The 16204-nt window shown below is 69.8% G+C and carries 16 protein-coding genes; 3 read left to right on the top strand and 13 right to left on the bottom strand.

Translation table 11 applies throughout. The annotated features are described in order from the left end of the window. Positions 1-136 precede the first annotated feature (136 nt). A complete protein-coding gene (locus BWR60_RS09260; protein WP_088150725.1) occupies positions 137-1075 on the bottom strand; it encodes an ATP-binding cassette domain-containing protein in 939 nt (312 codons plus the stop codon). Positions 1076-1135: 60 nt separating this feature from the next. Further along, positions 1136-2176, bottom strand: coding sequence for a putative B6 ABC transporter substrate-binding protein (locus tag BWR60_RS09265; protein WP_088150726.1), 1041 nt, complete (start codon positions 2174-2176; stop codon positions 1136-1138). Positions 2177-2319: 143 nt separating this feature from the next. Here BWR60_RS09265 and BWR60_RS09270 point away from each other — a divergent pair, with 143 nt between their 5' ends. Further along, positions 2320-2712, top strand: a complete 393-nt coding sequence (locus tag BWR60_RS09270) for a hypothetical protein (RefSeq protein WP_088150727.1) — start codon at positions 2320-2322, stop codon at positions 2710-2712. 1 nt (position 2713) lies between these two features. On the opposite strand, the gene fhmpcd1 is transcribed toward BWR60_RS09270, so the two are convergent. From fhmpcd1 to BWR60_RS09315, 9 genes are all read right to left on the bottom strand, one after another. Next, the gene (gene fhmpcd1, locus BWR60_RS09275; protein ID WP_088150728.1) at positions 2714-3655 is read right to left on the bottom strand and encodes a 5-formyl-3-hydroxy-2-methylpyridine 4-carboxylate 5-dehydrogenase; all 942 of its coding nucleotides are present in this window, start codon (positions 3653-3655) and stop codon (positions 2714-2716) included. Positions 3656-3671: 16 nt separating this feature from the next. After that, complete coding sequence (locus BWR60_RS09280; RefSeq protein WP_088150822.1) at positions 3672-4670, bottom strand: ABC transporter substrate-binding protein; 999 nt, start codon at positions 4668-4670, stop codon at positions 3672-3674. 35 nt (positions 4671-4705) lie between these two features. Beyond that, positions 4706-5509: an ABC transporter permease gene (locus tag BWR60_RS09285; RefSeq protein ID WP_088150729.1), complete on the bottom strand. Its 804-nt coding sequence runs from the start codon at positions 5507-5509 to the stop codon at positions 4706-4708. Then, positions 5506-6336 (bottom strand): ABC transporter ATP-binding protein, encoded by an 831-nt coding sequence (locus tag BWR60_RS09290; RefSeq protein WP_230983003.1) that lies wholly within the window; start codon positions 6334-6336, stop codon positions 5506-5508. Before BWR60_RS09290 ends, BWR60_RS09285 begins: the two co-directional genes overlap by 4 nt. A 62-nt stretch (positions 6337-6398) precedes the next feature. Next, positions 6399-7001 carry a glutathione S-transferase family protein gene (locus BWR60_RS09295; RefSeq protein ID WP_088150731.1) on the bottom strand — a complete coding sequence of 201 codons (603 nt, stop codon included), beginning with the start codon at positions 6999-7001 and terminating at the stop codon, positions 6399-6401. Further along, positions 6998-7405, bottom strand: coding sequence for a RidA family protein (locus BWR60_RS09300; RefSeq protein ID WP_088150732.1), 408 nt, complete (start codon positions 7403-7405; stop codon positions 6998-7000). The genes BWR60_RS09295 and BWR60_RS09300 overlap by 4 nt, the downstream gene beginning before the upstream one ends. Before the next feature lie 12 nt (positions 7406-7417). Further along, positions 7418-8545 (bottom strand): LVIVD repeat-containing protein, encoded by a 1128-nt coding sequence (locus BWR60_RS09305; RefSeq protein WP_179221696.1) that lies wholly within the window; start codon positions 8543-8545, stop codon positions 7418-7420. 111 nt (positions 8546-8656) lie between these two features. Continuing rightward, a complete protein-coding gene (locus tag BWR60_RS09310; RefSeq protein ID WP_088150734.1) occupies positions 8657-9799 on the bottom strand; it encodes a cupin domain-containing protein in 1143 nt (380 codons plus the stop codon). A gap of 39 nt (positions 9800-9838) precedes the next feature. Continuing rightward, the gene (locus BWR60_RS09315; RefSeq protein WP_088150735.1) at positions 9839-11560 is read right to left on the bottom strand and encodes a GMC family oxidoreductase; all 1722 of its coding nucleotides are present in this window, start codon (positions 11558-11560) and stop codon (positions 9839-9841) included. Positions 11561-11807: 247 nt separating this feature from the next. On the opposite strand from BWR60_RS09315, the gene BWR60_RS09320 reads away from it, so the two are divergent. Both BWR60_RS09320 and BWR60_RS09325 read left to right on the top strand, forming a co-directional pair. Next, the gene (locus BWR60_RS09320) at positions 11808-12524 is read left to right on the top strand and encodes a FadR/GntR family transcriptional regulator (RefSeq protein WP_088150736.1); all 717 of its coding nucleotides are present in this window, start codon (positions 11808-11810) and stop codon (positions 12522-12524) included. A gap of 31 nt (positions 12525-12555) precedes the next feature. Then, positions 12556-14070 (top strand): GMC family oxidoreductase, encoded by a 1515-nt coding sequence (locus BWR60_RS09325; RefSeq protein WP_088150737.1) that lies wholly within the window; start codon positions 12556-12558, stop codon positions 14068-14070. Positions 14071-14211: 141 nt separating this feature from the next. On the opposite strand, the gene BWR60_RS09330 is transcribed toward BWR60_RS09325, so the two are convergent. Beyond that, on the bottom strand, positions 14212-15138 hold the full coding sequence (locus BWR60_RS09330) for a succinylglutamate desuccinylase/aspartoacylase family protein (protein ID WP_179221697.1): 927 nt from the start codon (positions 15136-15138) through the stop codon (positions 14212-14214). 22 nt (positions 15139-15160) lie between these two features. After that, on the bottom strand, positions 15161-16189 hold the full coding sequence (locus tag BWR60_RS09335) for a histone deacetylase family protein (RefSeq protein ID WP_088150739.1): 1029 nt from the start codon (positions 16187-16189) through the stop codon (positions 15161-15163). Positions 16190-16204 lie beyond the last annotated feature (15 nt).

The raw sequence follows: 16204 nt of genomic DNA on the forward strand, positions 1-16204 counted from the left end.
GCCCCCGCCGGACTTGCGACAGTCTGGGCCGGCTCGATCTGAGAAAACCCCCTCCCCCTGCCCCCCTCCCGCAAGGGGAGGGGGGACTCAAAAGAGGCGATGTGTGAATGCCGTAGCCCGCGAGGGGAGGCAGGACTCAAGGAAGGCGAGGGGCCCCCGCCGGACTTGCGACAGTCTGGGCCGGCTCGATCTGAGAAAACCCCCTCCCCCTGCCCCCCTCCCGCAAGGGGAGGGGGGACTCAAAAGAGGCGATGTGTGAATGCCGTAGCCCGCGAGGGGAGGCAGGACTCAAGGAAGGCGAGGGGTGGGGGGACGCGGCGCCGAACATCAGATGCACGATCTCGGCCGTCGCCTCGCGCTCGCCCAGCGTCCGCAGCCGCTCGGGCGGGATCTCGCCGACCTTGCGGCCGAGGCGCAGGATCGAGATGCGGTCGCCGAAGTCGAAGGCCTCCTTCAGCTTGTGGGTGATGAAGACGACGGCGATACCGCGGCCGGCCAGCCGCCGCATCAGCGCGCCGAGCTCCTCCACCCCCTTCGGCGTCAGCATCGACGTTGCCTCGTCCAGGACCAGCACCCGGCTGCCGCGCAGCAGCGCGCGCACGATCTCCGCCTGCTGCTGCTCGCCCAGCGACAGATCGCCGGTGACGGCGTGCGGGTCGATCGACAGGCCCAGCTCTCCGGCGGTGCGGGTGAACTCGGCGGCCAGGCGGGCCCGGTCGGGCCGGCGCCACCAGGGCAGGCCCAGCGCCAGGTTCTCGACCACGGTCAGGGTCGGGGCCAGCATCCCATGCTGGAACACCGTGCCGATGCCGAAGCCGAGGGCATGGCGGGGCGAGGCGATGGGCTGTTCCCGCCCATCGACCAGGATCGTGCCCTCGTCTGGCTGCAGCAGCCCGGACAGCATCGCGATCAGGGTCGACTTGCCGGCCCCGTTCTCGCCCAGCAGCACATGCACCTCGCCGGGCCGGATCTCGAGATCGACCCGGTCATTGGCGACGACCCCGGGGAAGCGCCTGGTGATGCCGCGCAGCGCGACGATCGGCGCGCCGGCATCGGGCGGCGGTGCTTCGGTCATGGTTCGGTCGCTCCGCACCCCGCCGGCCTGTCCCGGCGGGGTGCCGTTCCTGGCAACAGTCTATTGCGCCGCTGCCGAGACATCCGACATCAGCGCCCGCACCGCCGCCGCGTCCCACACCGGCTCGACCTTGATCTTGCCGCCGACGATGTCGGCGCGGATCGCCTGCACCTGGGTCCAGACGTCGTCGGGGATCGCCTTGGTCTTCAGCAGCTGCACGGACTCATCGGCGAGGCGGATGGCGTAGTGCTTGGTGCCGAAGCTGCCGGCCTTCAGGTCCTGGATCATCGCCGCATAGACGGGGGTGATGTTCCAGACGACGGAGGAGAGGAGGTTCCCCTTGTCGATGCTGGATTTGTCGCCGATCACGTCGATGAAATAGACCTTGCCGCCATCGGTCGCCTTGCTGGTCTCGACCGCCTGGATCATGCCGAAGCTCGACCCGTTGCCCTGGCCGAAGATGATGTCGGCGCCGGCGGCGATCACCGATTCCGTCACCCGCTTGCCGCCGGCCGCGTCGCTGTAGGCGGCCGGGCCGATCACGGCGTAGCGGATCTTCACCGCCGGCTTCTCCGCCTTCACGCCCTGGGCGAAGGCCGCCGACTGCGAGTTCCAGGACGGCGGCTCGCCCGAGACGACGATGCCGACCGTGCCGGTGCGCGTCATCTTCGCCGCCAGCCGGCCGGCGAGATAGGCGCCCTCATGGCCGCTCAGCGTGTAGTCGGCGATCAGGCCGGGCTTCAGCAGGTCCGGCCGGTCGACGATCGCCACCGGCACGCCGGTCTCGGCCGCGATCTCCGGCGCGGCGGTGTTGTAGCCGCTGGCATGGGCGATCAGCAGGTTTGCGCCATCCTCGACAAGCTCGCGCATGGTCGGCCGCACGTCGCCATAGCCGAGGCCCTCGGCCACGGTGACCTTGACGCCCGCCTTCTCGCCGGCGGCCTTGGCGGCGGTGACGCCCTGCTGGTTCCAGCCGAAATCGGTACCCTGTTCCGGCGTCAGGATGGCGATGCTCTTCACCTCCGCGGCGCTGCCCGCCGCCGACGCCAGGGCCAGCATCAGCACGCCGAGGCTGGCTTTGATCATCAGGTTCTTCATCATGTCTCGACTCCCTGTTTATTGTTGTGAAGTGCACTTTCAGATTTATTTATTATCTTGTGGAAGAGTATTTATACGATATTGTTTTCTGCAAGTCAGCTTTTCGGGGTGGTCCGATGATGCGGTTCCGGTCCTGCGCCCTTCCGATGATCGCGTTCGCGCTCACCGCCGGCCCGGCTTTCGCGGCCGGGCATGGCACAGAAGGGCTGACGGAGCGGGCGTTCCAGGCGGAGAACCGCGGCGATGGCCGCATCGCCTGCGACGCCGCCATTGCCCATTGGTACTCGGTCGATCTCGGGCAGGCCGGGCCAGGGGCGTCGGTGAGCGCCCGGCTATGGTTCGATCCCGCGGGTGGCGCGGTGTACCTGCTCAACGACAAGCAGGACCGGCTGCCGGTCGAGACGCTGTGGTGCGGCGAAGCCGGCCGCAGCTGGGCGACGCGCAGCGTCATCGACCTGCCGCGCCATGCCGGCCCGGTTGCGACGATGGCGATCACTGTGGGCTGCGCGCCGGCAGGCGACCGGCTGGTCTGCCGCTGAGTCATCCGTCCCGTCCCTCCAGGATCCGCCGCACCGCGACGAGCTGCCGGGCGCGCTCGGCCTGCAGTTCGCGGATCTGCTCCGGCGTATAGGGGAAGATGCCCTCGCCGCTCTTGATCCCCAGCTTGCCGGCCCGGGCCCGTTCGGTGACATAGCCTGCGACATCCTTGCGGTCGGAGAGATCGGCATTCAGGAAGCTGGCGACGGACTGGTAGATGTCCAGCCCCGCCATGTCGAGCAGCCGCATCGGGCCGACCACGGCGAGCTTGTAGCCGATGCCCCAGGACACGCAGGTGTCCATGCCCTCCTCGTCGATCACCCCCTGGTCGACGAGGTCGATCGCCTCGCGCAGCAGGGCGTAGAGGATGCGGTTCTCGACGAAGCCGGGCACGTCCTTCTTCACCACCACCGGCAGCAGCTTCAGCGACCGGACCAGGTCGGCGATGAAGCTCACGGTCGCGGGTGCGGTGTGCCGGCCGGCGATTACCTCGATCATCGGGATGATGTGCGGCGGGTTCGACCAGTGCATACCGATCAGCCGCTCCGGATGCGACAGGAAGCCCTGCAGCGTCGTGATCGGAATGCCGGAGGTGTCGGAGGCGACGATGGTCTCCGCCGGCAGCAGCGGGTCGAGCGCGCGATAGACCGCGGCCTTGACCTCGACCTTCTCCGGCACGTTCTCGATCACCAGGCCGGCCCCGGCGACCGCGCTCTCCAGGTCCTCGTGGAAGCTGACAGCGCCCTCGCCGGAGTCCGGCGGGGCGATGCCCAGCCGGTCCAGCACCGATCCCGCCTGCGGGATCGCGGCGCGGGCGCGCTCGATCGCGGCCGGCACGGTGTCGTGCACCCGGACGCCCATGCCGCCGCGGGCGAGCGTCGCCGCGATCCCCGGTCCCATGGTGCCGAGGCCGATCACCGCGACGTGAAGGCGTGCATCCGGCATCGTCGTCCTCTTCGGCTCAGGGCTTCAGGAAGGCGTCGGTGAAGGCGGCGTCCGCCGCCACCGTGCCCTTCAGCGCCCCCTGGTCGGTCAGCACCTTGATCGTGTTCGCCCATTTCTCCTTCGTCATCCAACCCAGGCCGTTGGCCTTGGTGTCGGCATCGGTGAAGGTGTGATCGATGTCGGCCTGCAGCTGCGCCGCCAGGACATCCGCCTTGCCGGCATAGCCGAGCGCCGCCTTGGCGGTGATCGCCGCCGCCTCCTTCGGATGCTCGGCCGTGAACTGGAAGGCCTTGAGATAGGCGGCGACGAAGCGCTTCACCACATCCGGCTTGTCCTTGATCATCGCCTCGGAGGTGAACAGGCCGGAGCCGTAGACGTCGTAGCCGTAATCGGCACCGAGGATGATGCTGAGCGAGCCCGGGCCCCCGGCCTTGGCCTCCAGCTCCGGCACCTCGGCGTCGATATAGCCGGGCACCGCGTCGACCCGGCCGAGCAGCAGATAGCTCTCATAGGGCGGCGACACGCTGCTCATCTTCATGTCGGCCTCGGTCATGCCGTTCGCGGCCAGGAAGGCCTTGTAGAAGATGTAGGTCGACCCGGCGGGATGGATGCCGATGTTGAGGCCCTTGATGTCGGCCGGCGTCTTCAGCTGGTGGCTCTTGGCCAGGGCGATCATGCCGATCGGCGAGCGCTGGTTGACCGCGGCCAGCGCCACCACCGGCACGTTCTGCGACCGGGCCACGGCCAGGGTCGGCAGGTCGCCGAAGCCGAAGTCGGCATTGCCGTTCGCCACCAGCCGCATGGCGTCGGGCGACCCGGTGCCCTTGCGGATCTCGGTGACCTCGATCCCGTTCTCGGCGAAATAGCCCTTGTCCTTGGCCACGAAGAACATGGCGTGGTTGCCGCGCACCACCCAGTCGAGCTGCACGCTCACCTGGTCGGCGGCCATGGCCGGGCCCGCCAGGACCGCCGCCGCCAGCCCCACCAGGGCTCCACAGACCGATCTCCTCAGCATCATCAGCCTCCCGCGGCCTTTTGCGTTTGCTCGGATCAGGCGGACCGCAGCGCCGGATCGAATTTCGGGGCCCAGGGCACCACCAGCCGCTCCAGCCATTCCATCGCGTAGTAGAAGACGACCCCGACCACCGAGACGACCAGCAGCGCCGCGAACACCATCGGCGTGTCCAGCTGGGTCGAGGCGAACTGGATCAGGTAGCCCAGGCCGGCCGAGGCGCCGGCGAACTCGCCGACGATGGCGCCGATGACGCTGAAGGTGACCGCGATCTTCAGCCCGGCCATCAGCTGCGGCAGGGCGTAGGGGATCTGGATGCGCAGCAGGATCGCGGTCCGGCTGGCGCCGACCGACCGCATCAGGGACAGGAGGCCGGTATCCGCCGCCTCCAGCCCGGCCAGCATCGACAGCGTCACCGGAAAGAAGGCGATCACCAGGATCAGCCCGACCTTCGGCGCCAGGTCGTAGCCGAACCACAGGATGAAGATCGGCGCCAGCGCGACCTTCGGCACGGTCTGGAACAGCACGATCAGCGGGTACAGCGCCCGGCCCAGCAGGCGGAACCGGGCGATGATCATCGCCAGGGCGATACCGACCACGGCGGCGACCAGGAAGCCGACCAGGATCTCGACCGCGGTCACCTGCGTCGCCTGCCACAGCGGCCCGGCCTCGCGCAGCAGCGTCGCCCCGATCGCCGAGGGCGTCGGCAGGATGAAGCTGGAGACCTCGAAGATCCGGATTGCCGCCTCCCAGGCGGCGATCGTGATCACGAGCAGCACGACGGCCGGCAGCCATGCCGAGCTCGCGGCACTGCGCCGGGCGAGGATGGTGGCGTCGCTCATGACCGTCCCCTCGTGGCATGGCCCTGGATCAGCAGCGACCGCAGCCGGCTCTCCATCGCCCGGAAGCGCGGATCGGCATAGCTGTCCTCGCCGCGCGGATAGGGCAGGGGGATCTCGAGGCTGTCGATGATCCGGCCGGGCCCGACGCCCATGACATGGACGTGGCGCGACAGCAGCACCGCCTCGTCGATCGAATGGGTCACCAGCACGATGGTCTTGCCGGTCTGCTCCCAGATCTCCAGCAGCGACCGGCTCATCTCCTCGCGCGTGATGGCGTCCAGCGCGCCGAAGGGCTCGTCCATCAGCAGGATGTCTGGCTCCAGCGTCAGCGCCCGGGCGATGGCGACGCGCTGGCGCATGCCGCCGGACAGCTGGTTCGGCCGCTTGGCCTCCGCATCCTCCAGCCCGACCAGCCGCAGCATCGCCCGGGCCCGCTCCAGCACCTCGGCCCGGGACAGCGACCGGTCCGCCACCTCGCGCAGCAGCGCCGCGTTGTCGAGGGCGTTCTTCCAGGGCAGCAGGTTCGGCTCCTGGAACACCAGCCCGATGATCTGGCGCCGCACCGCCTCCTGCGGCGCCAGCCCGGCGACGCGGACCCGGCCCTCGGTCGGCGGCACCAGCCCGGCCAGCACCTTCAGCAGCGTGCTCTTGCCGCATCCTGACGGGCCGATCAGGCAGACGAAGGATCCCCGCGGCACGCTCAGGCTGATGTCGCGCAGCGCCTGCTGCCGCACGCCGAGGATGTCGAAGGTCACCGACACACCCTCGACCGCGATCTGCGCGGTGTCGGGCGACGGCGTCGCCGGGGGCTCCTTCAATCTTGCCACGGGCATGATCCAGCTCTTCCCATCCGCTCCGTCCGTATCCGGCCGTCAACGGCCGCTGCCGCTCACCCCGCCGTCGCCTTGCGGAAGGCCGGCCGGGTCTCCAGCGCTGCCAGCCAGCGGTCGAGATTGGCGAAGGCCGGCCGGTCGATCGGGAAGCCCAGGCAACGCTTCAGGATCGGGCCCAGCGCGATATCGGCGACGGTCAGCCGGCCCAGCGCGAACCAGTCCCGCCCGGCCAAATGCCGGTCGGCGATCGCCAGCAGCTCCGCCAGCTCCTTGGCCTGCGCCGCGAACTCGGCGCCGCGCTCCTCCGGCGGCTTCTTCGCGTCCTTGAAGATGGCGACGTAGAGGCTGTTCACGCTGGCCAGCAGCCAGTCCATCCAGCGCTCGACATCGGTCCTCTCGGCCGGGGTCGCGCCGGTCAGGGCCGGGCCGTACATGCCCACGAGATAGCGCAGGATGGTGTGCGACTCCCAGATCACCGTGTCACCGGCGACCAGGGTCGGCACCTTGGCGTTCGGGTTCAGCGCCCGGTATTCGTCGGTCTGGGTGTTGCCGAATTGGCGGCCGTAATCCTCGCGCTCATAGGCGACGCCGAGCTCCTCCAGCAGCCACAGCACCTTCTGCACATTGCCGGAGGTGTGCCGGCCCAGCAGTCTGATCATCCTTGCCTTCCTTTCGCCGGGCTGTACGCGATGGCGTCCATCTCGACCTTGGTGTTGATCACGGCGCGGGCCTCGACCGTGGTCCGGGCCAGCACCGCGTCCTTGAAGTATTCGGCGAAGATCTTGTTGTAGCGGCCGAAGTCGCGGGTATCCTCGAGATAGGTCGTGACCCGGACGACATCGGCCAGGGTGGCGCCGTCCTCGGCCAGCACCCGCTGGATCGCCTCGATCGTCGCCCGCGTCTCCTCCTCGATCGTGCCGTCGACCATGTTGCCCTCGGCATCCTTGCCGACCTGGCCGGAGACGAAGATGAAGTCGCCGGCCCGCACCGCGGGGTGGAACGGCAGGTTCGGATTCTTGCGGCCGATGGCGTAGTGCGGCGCTGCGTCTGCGGTGTCGGGCATGGCGGATTCCCCTCAGAAGACGCCGGTTTCGATGATGTCGACGCCGTTGATCCGGTCGATCAGGTAGATCAGGCCGCGATCGTCGATGGTGACGTCGTTGGACGACGCCCGCTCCTCGCCGGCCGGCGGGTCGGGCAGGAAATGGCCGACCTCGCGCGGCGCGAAGGGGTCGGCGATGTCGACCAGCCGCAGCCCCCGCGCGAACCAGGCGAAGGGGATGACCGTACCGGTGAAGCGCTCCGACGGCTGGTGGCAGCCGGTCATCGGCGGCTGCGGCGACCCGTCCGGGTCCAGCCCCGGCACCTGGAAGGTCGCGATCGGCAGCGGCAGCCGCTCCTCGGTGATGTCGTAGATCCAGGTGAAGGCGGGCGGCGACGGCCGCAGCTTGGCCACGTCCTCGTCGGCCACCACCATGATCTTCCGCCCCTTCAACGGCTGCGGGATCGGCAGGCAGGTGTGGGTGGGGTGCGGGAAGGACGGGCTGGTGTTCAGCTGCGAGACCAGCTTCGGCCGCGCCATGTCGGCAATGTCCAGGATGAACAGCCCGTGATGCCAATAGCTGACATAGAGCCGGTCGCCGGCCCGGATCGGGTGGTGGCAGCGCGGCGACACTCCTTCGGCCCAGGGATATTCCTCGCCGCCGCCGGTCCACTGGCCGGGGATCCACCAGCGCCCGACCTCGACCGGGCGGGCGGGATCGATCAGGTCGAGGATCATGACGATGTTGCCGACATAGCCCTCGGCGGTCGGCGAGATATAGACGTAGCGCCCGTCGAAATCGTAGCGGTGGACGCCGCGGCCGGCGGTCAGCCACTTCGAGATCAGCTTCGGGGCGCTGGGGCGGGACACGTCGTAGACCGCGATGCCGCCGCCGAATTCCTTCGGACCGCTCTGGCCCAGCTTCTCGTGGTTGACGATCATGATGTCGCCGGACACCCGCACTTTGTGCGAATGCCAGCCCTCGGGCAGCTCCAACCGGGCGATCACCTTCGGGTTGCGAGGGTCGGCGACGTCGACGATGGTGGTGCCGCTCGGCGACCGCATATGGCCGATGTACAGCGTGGTGCCCTCGACCCAGACCTGGCCGCCGCCGGGGCAGTCGATATGCGAGACGAGGGTCGTGTTGCGGGAATTCGGCACGTCAAGCCTCTGGATCGTTCAGGCGTACCCCTCCCGTCCTCCGGCCGCATGTCGGGCCGGGACGGAAGGCGATCGGACGGTCGCGGCCCGGCGGCAGCCGGGCCTGCCGCGTCAGACCATGCGGACCACGTCGCCGCTCGCGTCGCGGCCCCATCTGTGGAACAGGCCGAAGGCCTTCAGCGCCGGTTCGTCGCTGGCGACGAACAGGATCGCGGGCTCGGTGTCGGACCCGTTCACATGCTCGCACCACGACCCGCCGGGCACCGCCAGCGTGTCGAACTCGGCCCAGTCGAAGCGCTTGCCATCGACCACGGAATGGCCGCTGCCCTGGAACGGCGCCACCAGCAGGCTGGCGGTCTGGCGCAACGGGCGGGTGCGCTCGCCCGGGCGCAGCATCTGGGCGAAGAAGGTGATGGTCTTGAACACCGGCCCGCCGGTCAGCGGGTCGACATACTCGATCATCAGCGCCTCATACGGGTCGCCGTCCCAGTCCTTGAACCGCTCCAGCTGCTCCCGCATCGCGTCCCAGCGATAGACATACATCGGCGACGACAGGCCGGAGCCGCGATGGTGGTCGATGAAGCGCGGCCGCAGCCCGCCGGCGCCGTAGACGCGGGCGGAATAGTCGCTCGGGAAGCGGGCGCTCTGCACCTTCCTGGCGACGCCGTTCTCGGCGTAGTCGTGCTCGAAATAGACCGCGTTCAGCGTCTCCACCAGCGGCAGGTCCAGGACCGACAGGTTGACCGCCGGCTCGTCGCCCGTGTTGCCGTGGTTGTGCCAGGCATCGACCGGCGTCAGCACCATGTCGCCCGGGCCGAAGGTGATGTCCTCGCCCTCGACGCCGGTGAAGTTGCTCTTGCCGGTCAGGCCGAAACGGATGGCGCTGGGCGAATGCCGGTGCGGCGGCATCACCTCGTTCGGGTCGTTCAGCCGGTAGGCGGTGTACATGGTGCTGACCGTCGCCCGCCGCGGCGACAGGCCGGGATTGACCAGGATCAGCGAGCGCCGCTCGGAATCATCCATATGGATCAGCTCGGCGGAGCGCTGCAGGATCGGCGCGATGTCGTCCTGGTAGCGCCACAGGAAGGGCACCGCCTTCTGCGTGCCCATCAGCTGCTTGATCTCGTCGTGGTCGATTCCGGTCGAGCTGGCCCAGAACGGGAACATGTTCTTGGTGAAGACGTCGTCGTACAGCGCCTTCAGGGCGGCATCGCGATTGGACGCCCCTTGCGCCGCGGCGCGCGTGTCCGTCATGTCGCACCCCTGTTTTCGGATTGTCGTTCAGCCTTGGCCCTAACGGTATGCCCTCTGGCCGACCGTTTCAACCATATTGTTTGGTTGAGGTGAGATTGGTTGGTAATTGGTTGATCCATTGGTCGGAATCGAGGCCGGCGCCAGGGTCGGCACGCCGCGGATCAGGTCGGCGGCGCGCTCGGCGATCATCAGCACCGGGGCATTGATGTTGCCGCAGGTCAAATCGGGCATCACCGCGGCGTCGACCACGCGCAGCCCTTCGGCGCCATGCACCCGCAGCTGCGGGTCGACCACCGCCCCGTCATCGGCTGACACGCCCATACGGCAGGTGCCGAGCGGGTGGTGCACGGTGATCGAGGTGGCGCGGATATAGGCGTCGATCTCGGCATCCGTCGCCTTGGCCGGGCCGGGCGCGGATTCGCGGGCGACGAAGCGGGCCATCGGGCTCTGCGCCATCACCTCGCGCGCCATGCGGATGCCGGCGCGCAGGCTCTTCCAATCGGCGTCGGTCGCCAGGAAGTTCTGGCGGATCAGCGGCGCCGCCATCGGGTCGGCGGAGGCGAGGGCGACGGTGCCGCGGCTCTCGGGCTGGATCGCCACCACGCGGCAGGCGAAGGCGTCGGTGAAGGGCTGCTTGAACGGCTTGAAATAGGGCCAGGCGCCGAGCGGCGCCGCGGTCAGCAGGAACTGGACGTCGGGCAGCGGCCGCTCCGCCCGGCTCCTCAGGAAGGCGACCACGCCGCCGGGCACGTCGGCGGCGAAGCCCTTGCCGAAGGCGTAGGCCTTGCCGAGCTCCAGCGCGATCCGGTCGGCCCGCATCATCCGATGGAACGGCCCGGGCTCGCGCCGCTGATACATCAATATGGTCGAGACATGGTCCTGCAGGTTGCGGCCGACGCCCGTCAGCGGGATGCGGGTACGGATGCCATGCGCCGCCAGCCGTTCCGGGCCGCCGATGCCCGACAGCATCAGCAGCTGCGGGCTGTTGATCACGCCGCCGGACAGGATGACCTCGGCATCGGCCCAGGCGGTCTGGACCTTCCCGTCCTTCACATAGTCGACCCCGGCCGCGCGGGTGCCCTCGAACAGCACGCGGGTGACCATGGCGCCGACCTTGACCGTCAGGTTCGGGCGGGCCAGCGCCGGGCGCAGATACGCGGTCGCGGCGCTGCAGCGCCGGCCGTCGCGGATGGTCATCTGCAGCCGGCCGAAGCCCTCCTGCCGGGCGCCGTTATAGTCGTCGGTCCAGCCGTGCCCGGCCTCGCCCGCGGCCGCGGCGTAGGCGTCGAGCAGCGGATCCTGGTAACGGCAATTCTGCACCCGCATCGGCCCGTCGCCGCCGCGCCAGGCATCGGCGCCACCCTCCCAGGATTCGAGCCGCCGGAAATAGGGCAGGGCGTGGGCATAGGACCACTCGTCCAGCCCCGACGCGGCCCAGCGGTCGTAGTCGCCGCGATTGCCGCGGACATAGGCCATGGCGTTGGTGGAGGAGGAGCCGCCGACCACCTTGCCGCGGGCGCATTCCACCCGGCGGCCGTCGACCGTGTCCTCGGGCTCGTTGAAATAGCCCCAGTCGTGCAGCCGCTTCTGCAGGATCTTGCCCCAGCCCAGCGGGATGTGGATCCAGGGGTCTCGATCCCAGCCGCCGGCCTCCAGCAGCAGCACGCGGCGGGCGGGATCCTCGCTCAGCCGCGCGGCGAGGACGCAGCCGGCGGAGCCGGCGCCGACGATGATCGTGTCGTAGCCTGCGGCGGGGGTCACAGCGCCCCCTGGTCCGTCGGGCCCGCCGACCCTCTATGGCCAGCCGGTTGTCCGGGCATCGGAAGCCTCCTGTCGGGATTGCGCCGATCTGGGCGGCGCTTGCCGGGACAACTCGACCACTGCCAACCATTGTTGTCAACCATGGCAAATGGTTGTTATGGTGGGCACTGTGGTCGGGACTGCCGATGCCGTGCGGGCAAGGCAGCCGGCCGCGGGGAAACGCCAGAACCAAGCCAGAGGGATCAGGATGAACCGATCGGCGCCTTCCGAGCACCCGAACGCCGACGATCAGACGCCAGGTCCCTCCAGCCGCGACGACAGCCTCGCCGAGATCGTCGCGGCGGTGCGCGACATCCTCGCCGGCGGCCAGGGCAAGCCGTCCGAACGGGCCCTGGCGGAGCGGCTGAACATCAAGCGCCACCGGCTGCGCCAGGCGCTCGACCAGCTGCGCGCGGCGGGGGAGCTGGAGCCGGCCCGCGCCGGGCGGCCGCGGACCGCGGCGCCGCGGCGGGGAGACGATCTCGCCCGCGACACCAACCCGGTCGAGATCATCGAGCTGCGCATGATGCTGGAGCCGGCGCTGGCCCGGCTGGCCGCGCTGCGCGCCTCGCCCTTCGAGATCACGCGGATCCAGCGCGCCGCCAACACCCCGCCGGGTGCCTCCGCCGGCGCCGTCGACCTGGCGTTCCACAAGGCGGTCGCGGCCGGTGCGCGCAACAGCCTGGCGACCGAGCTCTACGCCCTGATCCGCCAGGTGGCGACCGACGCCCGGCTGCGCTTCAGCACCAGCGACAATCCCAGCTGCCCGAACCGGCTGCGCCAGCGCGACGCCGAGCACAAGGCGATCGCCGACGCCATCGCCGCCCGCGACCCGGATGCGGCGGAACAGGCCATGCGGGCCCATCTCGGGGCGGTACAGCGCCAGATCCTCGACCGCCTCGGCCCCGGCATGGCCGTGGCCTGACGGGCCTTCCCTCGGTTCAGCGGAGCGCGCGATGGCCGGTTTCGACGTGCTGGTGATCGGCGCCGGCTCCGCCGGGTCGGTGGTGGCGGCGCGGCTGAGCGAGGACCCAGCCCTGTCGGTCGGGCTGATCGAGGCGGGCGGGATGCCGTCCGACCCCGACATCACGGCACCGGCGCAATGGCCTTTCCTGCAGGGGCGGTCCTATGACTGGGCCTATCGCACCGTGCCCCAGCCCGGCACCGCCGGCCGGGCCCATGACTGGCCGCGCGGCCGCGTCGTCGGCGGTTCCAGCTGCCTTCACGCCATGGCGCATGTCCGCGGCCATCCGGACGATTTCGCACCCTGGGCCGCGGCCGGCGGGCCGGGCTGGTCCTATGACGCGCTGCTGCCCGCCTTCCGCCGCAGCGAGCGGTTCTCGGGCGGGGCGTCGGCCATGCATGGCGACACCGGCCCGCTCGACGTGCTGCTGCCGGACGAGCAGATCCACCCGCTGGTCCGCGGCTACATGGAATCCGGCCTGGCGATCGGCGCGCCACGGCTCGGCGACCACAATGCCGGGCCGCTGGCCGGGGTGGCGCCGAACCAGCTGACGATCCGCGACGGCCGCCGGGTCAGCGTCGCCGACGCCTATCTCGCGCCGGTCCTCGGCCGGCCGAATCTGACGGTGCTGACCGGCGTCCTGGTCCATGACTTGGTGCTGGGCTCCGGCCAGGCCCGCGGCGTGCGGGTCACCCGCGACGGGGCGGAGGAGATCGTGACCGCCGACCGGATCGTGGTCTGCGCCGGCGCGGTCGCCTCGCCGCTGCTGCTGATGCGCTCCGGCATCGGCGATCCGGAGGTGCTACGCGGCGCCGGCATCCCCTGCCGGCACGAGCTGCCCGAGGTCGGGCGCAACCTGCACGACCATCTGCTCGCGGCCGGCAACGTCTATCGCGCCTCGCGGCCGGTCGCCCCGTCGCGGCTGCAGCATTCGGAATCGCTGATGTACCTGCACAGCGACGACCCGTCGCGGGCAGAGGGGGCGCCGGACGTCGTCCTGGCCTGCGTCGTGCTGCCGGTGGTGACCGAGGCGTTCGACCGGCCGGCAGCTGGCAGCGCCTTTACCATCATGTGCGGGGTCACCCACCCGACCAGCCGCGGCACGATCCGCCCCGGCGGGCCGTCGGTGGCGGATGCCCCGGTCATCGATCCCGCCTATCTCTCGACCGAGGATGATCGCCGGACTTTCCGCGCGGCGCTGCGTCTGGCCCGCAGGGTCGGCCGGGCGGCGCCGCTCTCGGGCTGGAGCGACGGCGAGCTCCTGCCTGGGCCCGGGGTGGAGGCGATTGCGGATCTCGACGCCTTCCTGGCCCGGGCGGCGATGACCCACCACCATCCGGTCGGCACCTGCAGCCTGGGGCCGGTGGTCGACGGCGCGCTGCGGGTGCGCGGGATCGACGGTCTCTTCGTCGTCGACGCCTCGGTCATTCCGGCCATCCCGAGCGGCCCGATCAACGCCGCGGTGGTCGCGATCGCGGAGCTCTGGGCCGCTGACAGGGGACGATGAGCGCGAGGGCGTGTCGCACATCGATTCGATCGGCATGCGGCCATCCGTATCAACCTTCCCGGTAGGCTGCACTTTCTCCACGCGGCGAGATGAAGATCGCTCGCCCAACACTTCGAAGAGCGCGTTCCGGGCCCGGCCGTCTCAGATCGGCGTCCCCACGCCGAGGAGGGCTTCCCCCTTGTTCACGGCCAGGCTGCTCAGGCGGTAGAGGACGAAGCCGTCCTGCTTCGAGCGGACGGTCTCGCATATCGACCCGAACACGTCGCGGATCTCGCCGAGCACCTCGCCTGTCGCGACCGTCTGCCCGATCTCCTTCGCCGGATACCACAAGCCGTCCGTGCCGGCGGCAGGAACCCACATCGTCACCATCTGCGGCCGGTCCTGCGGCGCCGCCGGCGCCGGTCCCGGGATCATGCCCAGATGCTGCAGCACCCGGTCGATTCCGGCCGTCATCGCGGCAACGCCAGCCTCATCCCACACGCCATTGCCGCCGACCTCGGCGATGATGCTCGGGACACCAAGCCGTCCCGCCGTGTTGATGGTATAGCCCTCGCCGCCCGCCGCGACCGCGACCGGCAGGCCGAAGGCGACCGCCAGCGCCTGTGAAGCGTCGCTGCCTGCGGGAAACAGCGAGAACGGCGCCAGCGCCTCGCTCAGATCGCCGCCATGCAGGTCGAGATAGGCGTCGGCCTGCGGATAGATCGTCGCCACCAGCCAGTCGGCCAGCCTTTCGCTCAAGGTTCCGTCCGGCCGGCCCGGGAACATCCGGTTCAGGTTGCGGCCGTCCTCCGGCATGACATAGATGCTGCGCCGGCGGAAACCGCCGGGATTCAGGATCGGCAGGACCAGGATCGTGCCCGTCAGCCCGGCCGGATCCCGTCCGATCAGCCGCAGTGCCGCCTCGATCGAGCAGTATTCGGAGCCGTGCACCCCCGCGGTCACCAGCAGGGTGGGGCCTGGCACCCGGCCTTCGACCAGGCCGAACGGGATCTCGATACCCTCGACCGGGGTGATGAAGCCGCGCTCCGAACGGGGCGTTCCGGTGCGCAGGGCGGGCAAAGCGTCCATGGGGCTGCCTTTCACTGGGGTGTCAGATCGGCCGATGCTCGAAGGCACGCAGGAAGCTGCGCAGATAGCCGCCGAGGGAGGGGCTGAGATAGCCGCCCTCCTGGACCAGCAGCGTCGGCAACGCCAGCGCCGCCAGCCGGCGTCCTGCCTCGGCAAAGCCGGCATCGGTGATCCTGAAGGTCGCCACGGGATCATGCTCGCCGGCATCGAAGCCGAGCGACACGAGCAGGGCGCCGGGCGCGAAGCCCCGCACCCTCCCGATCGCGGCGTCGATCGCGTCGATCCAGACCGGATCCGGGGTGGCCCAGGGCAGCGGCTGGTTGAAGGTCAGCCCGGCCCCGGCGCCCTCGCCGGTCTCGTCGGCATGGCCGGCGTAATATGGGGCGGACAGCCTGGGATCGATGTGGATCGAGCAGACCAGCACGTCCGGCCGCTCCCAGAAGATGAACTGGGTGCCGTTGCAGTGATGCACGTCGATGTCGATGATCGCGACCTTGCCGAAGCGCCGGGTCAGCTGGTGCGCGGCGATCGCCGCGTTGTTCAGGTAGCAGACCCCGGTCATCAGGTCCGGATAGGCGTGGTGTCCCGGCGGCCGGCACATCGCATAGACCGGCGCCGCGGCCGAGGCCAGCCGTTCGGCGCCATGGACCGCGACCTGGGCGGCGGCGAAGATGGCGGGCCAGGTTCCGGCCGTGATCGGGCAGGAGGTCGAGTTGCTGTACCAGCCCAACTCGCCCAGCAGCTCGGTCGGTTTGCGATGCATCCGGTGCGTCGGATGGACATTCGGGATGACGACCGGGCCGTAGCCGGGATTCTCGGTCCAGCGCGCATGGACCGTCCGCAGGAACGCGACATAGTCCGGATCGTGGATCTCGGTGACGGCCCCGGCCCGGTTCAGCGGCGCCTCCACGATCTCGTGCCGGTCCTGCCGCACGGTGTCGAGGAAGATCCGGTACCGCTCCGCCCGGTCGGGCTGGTCGATGAACCGGCCGGTGCGGAACACCTGATCCGGATCGTGCAGCGCCTGGTCCGGATGATGGATGACGAGCATCTGGGATCCTTCGGG

This window comes from Inquilinus limosus, from assembly GCF_002195995.1.
Taxonomy (GTDB): domain Bacteria; phylum Pseudomonadota; class Alphaproteobacteria; order DSM-16000; family Inquilinaceae; genus Inquilinus; species Inquilinus limosus_C.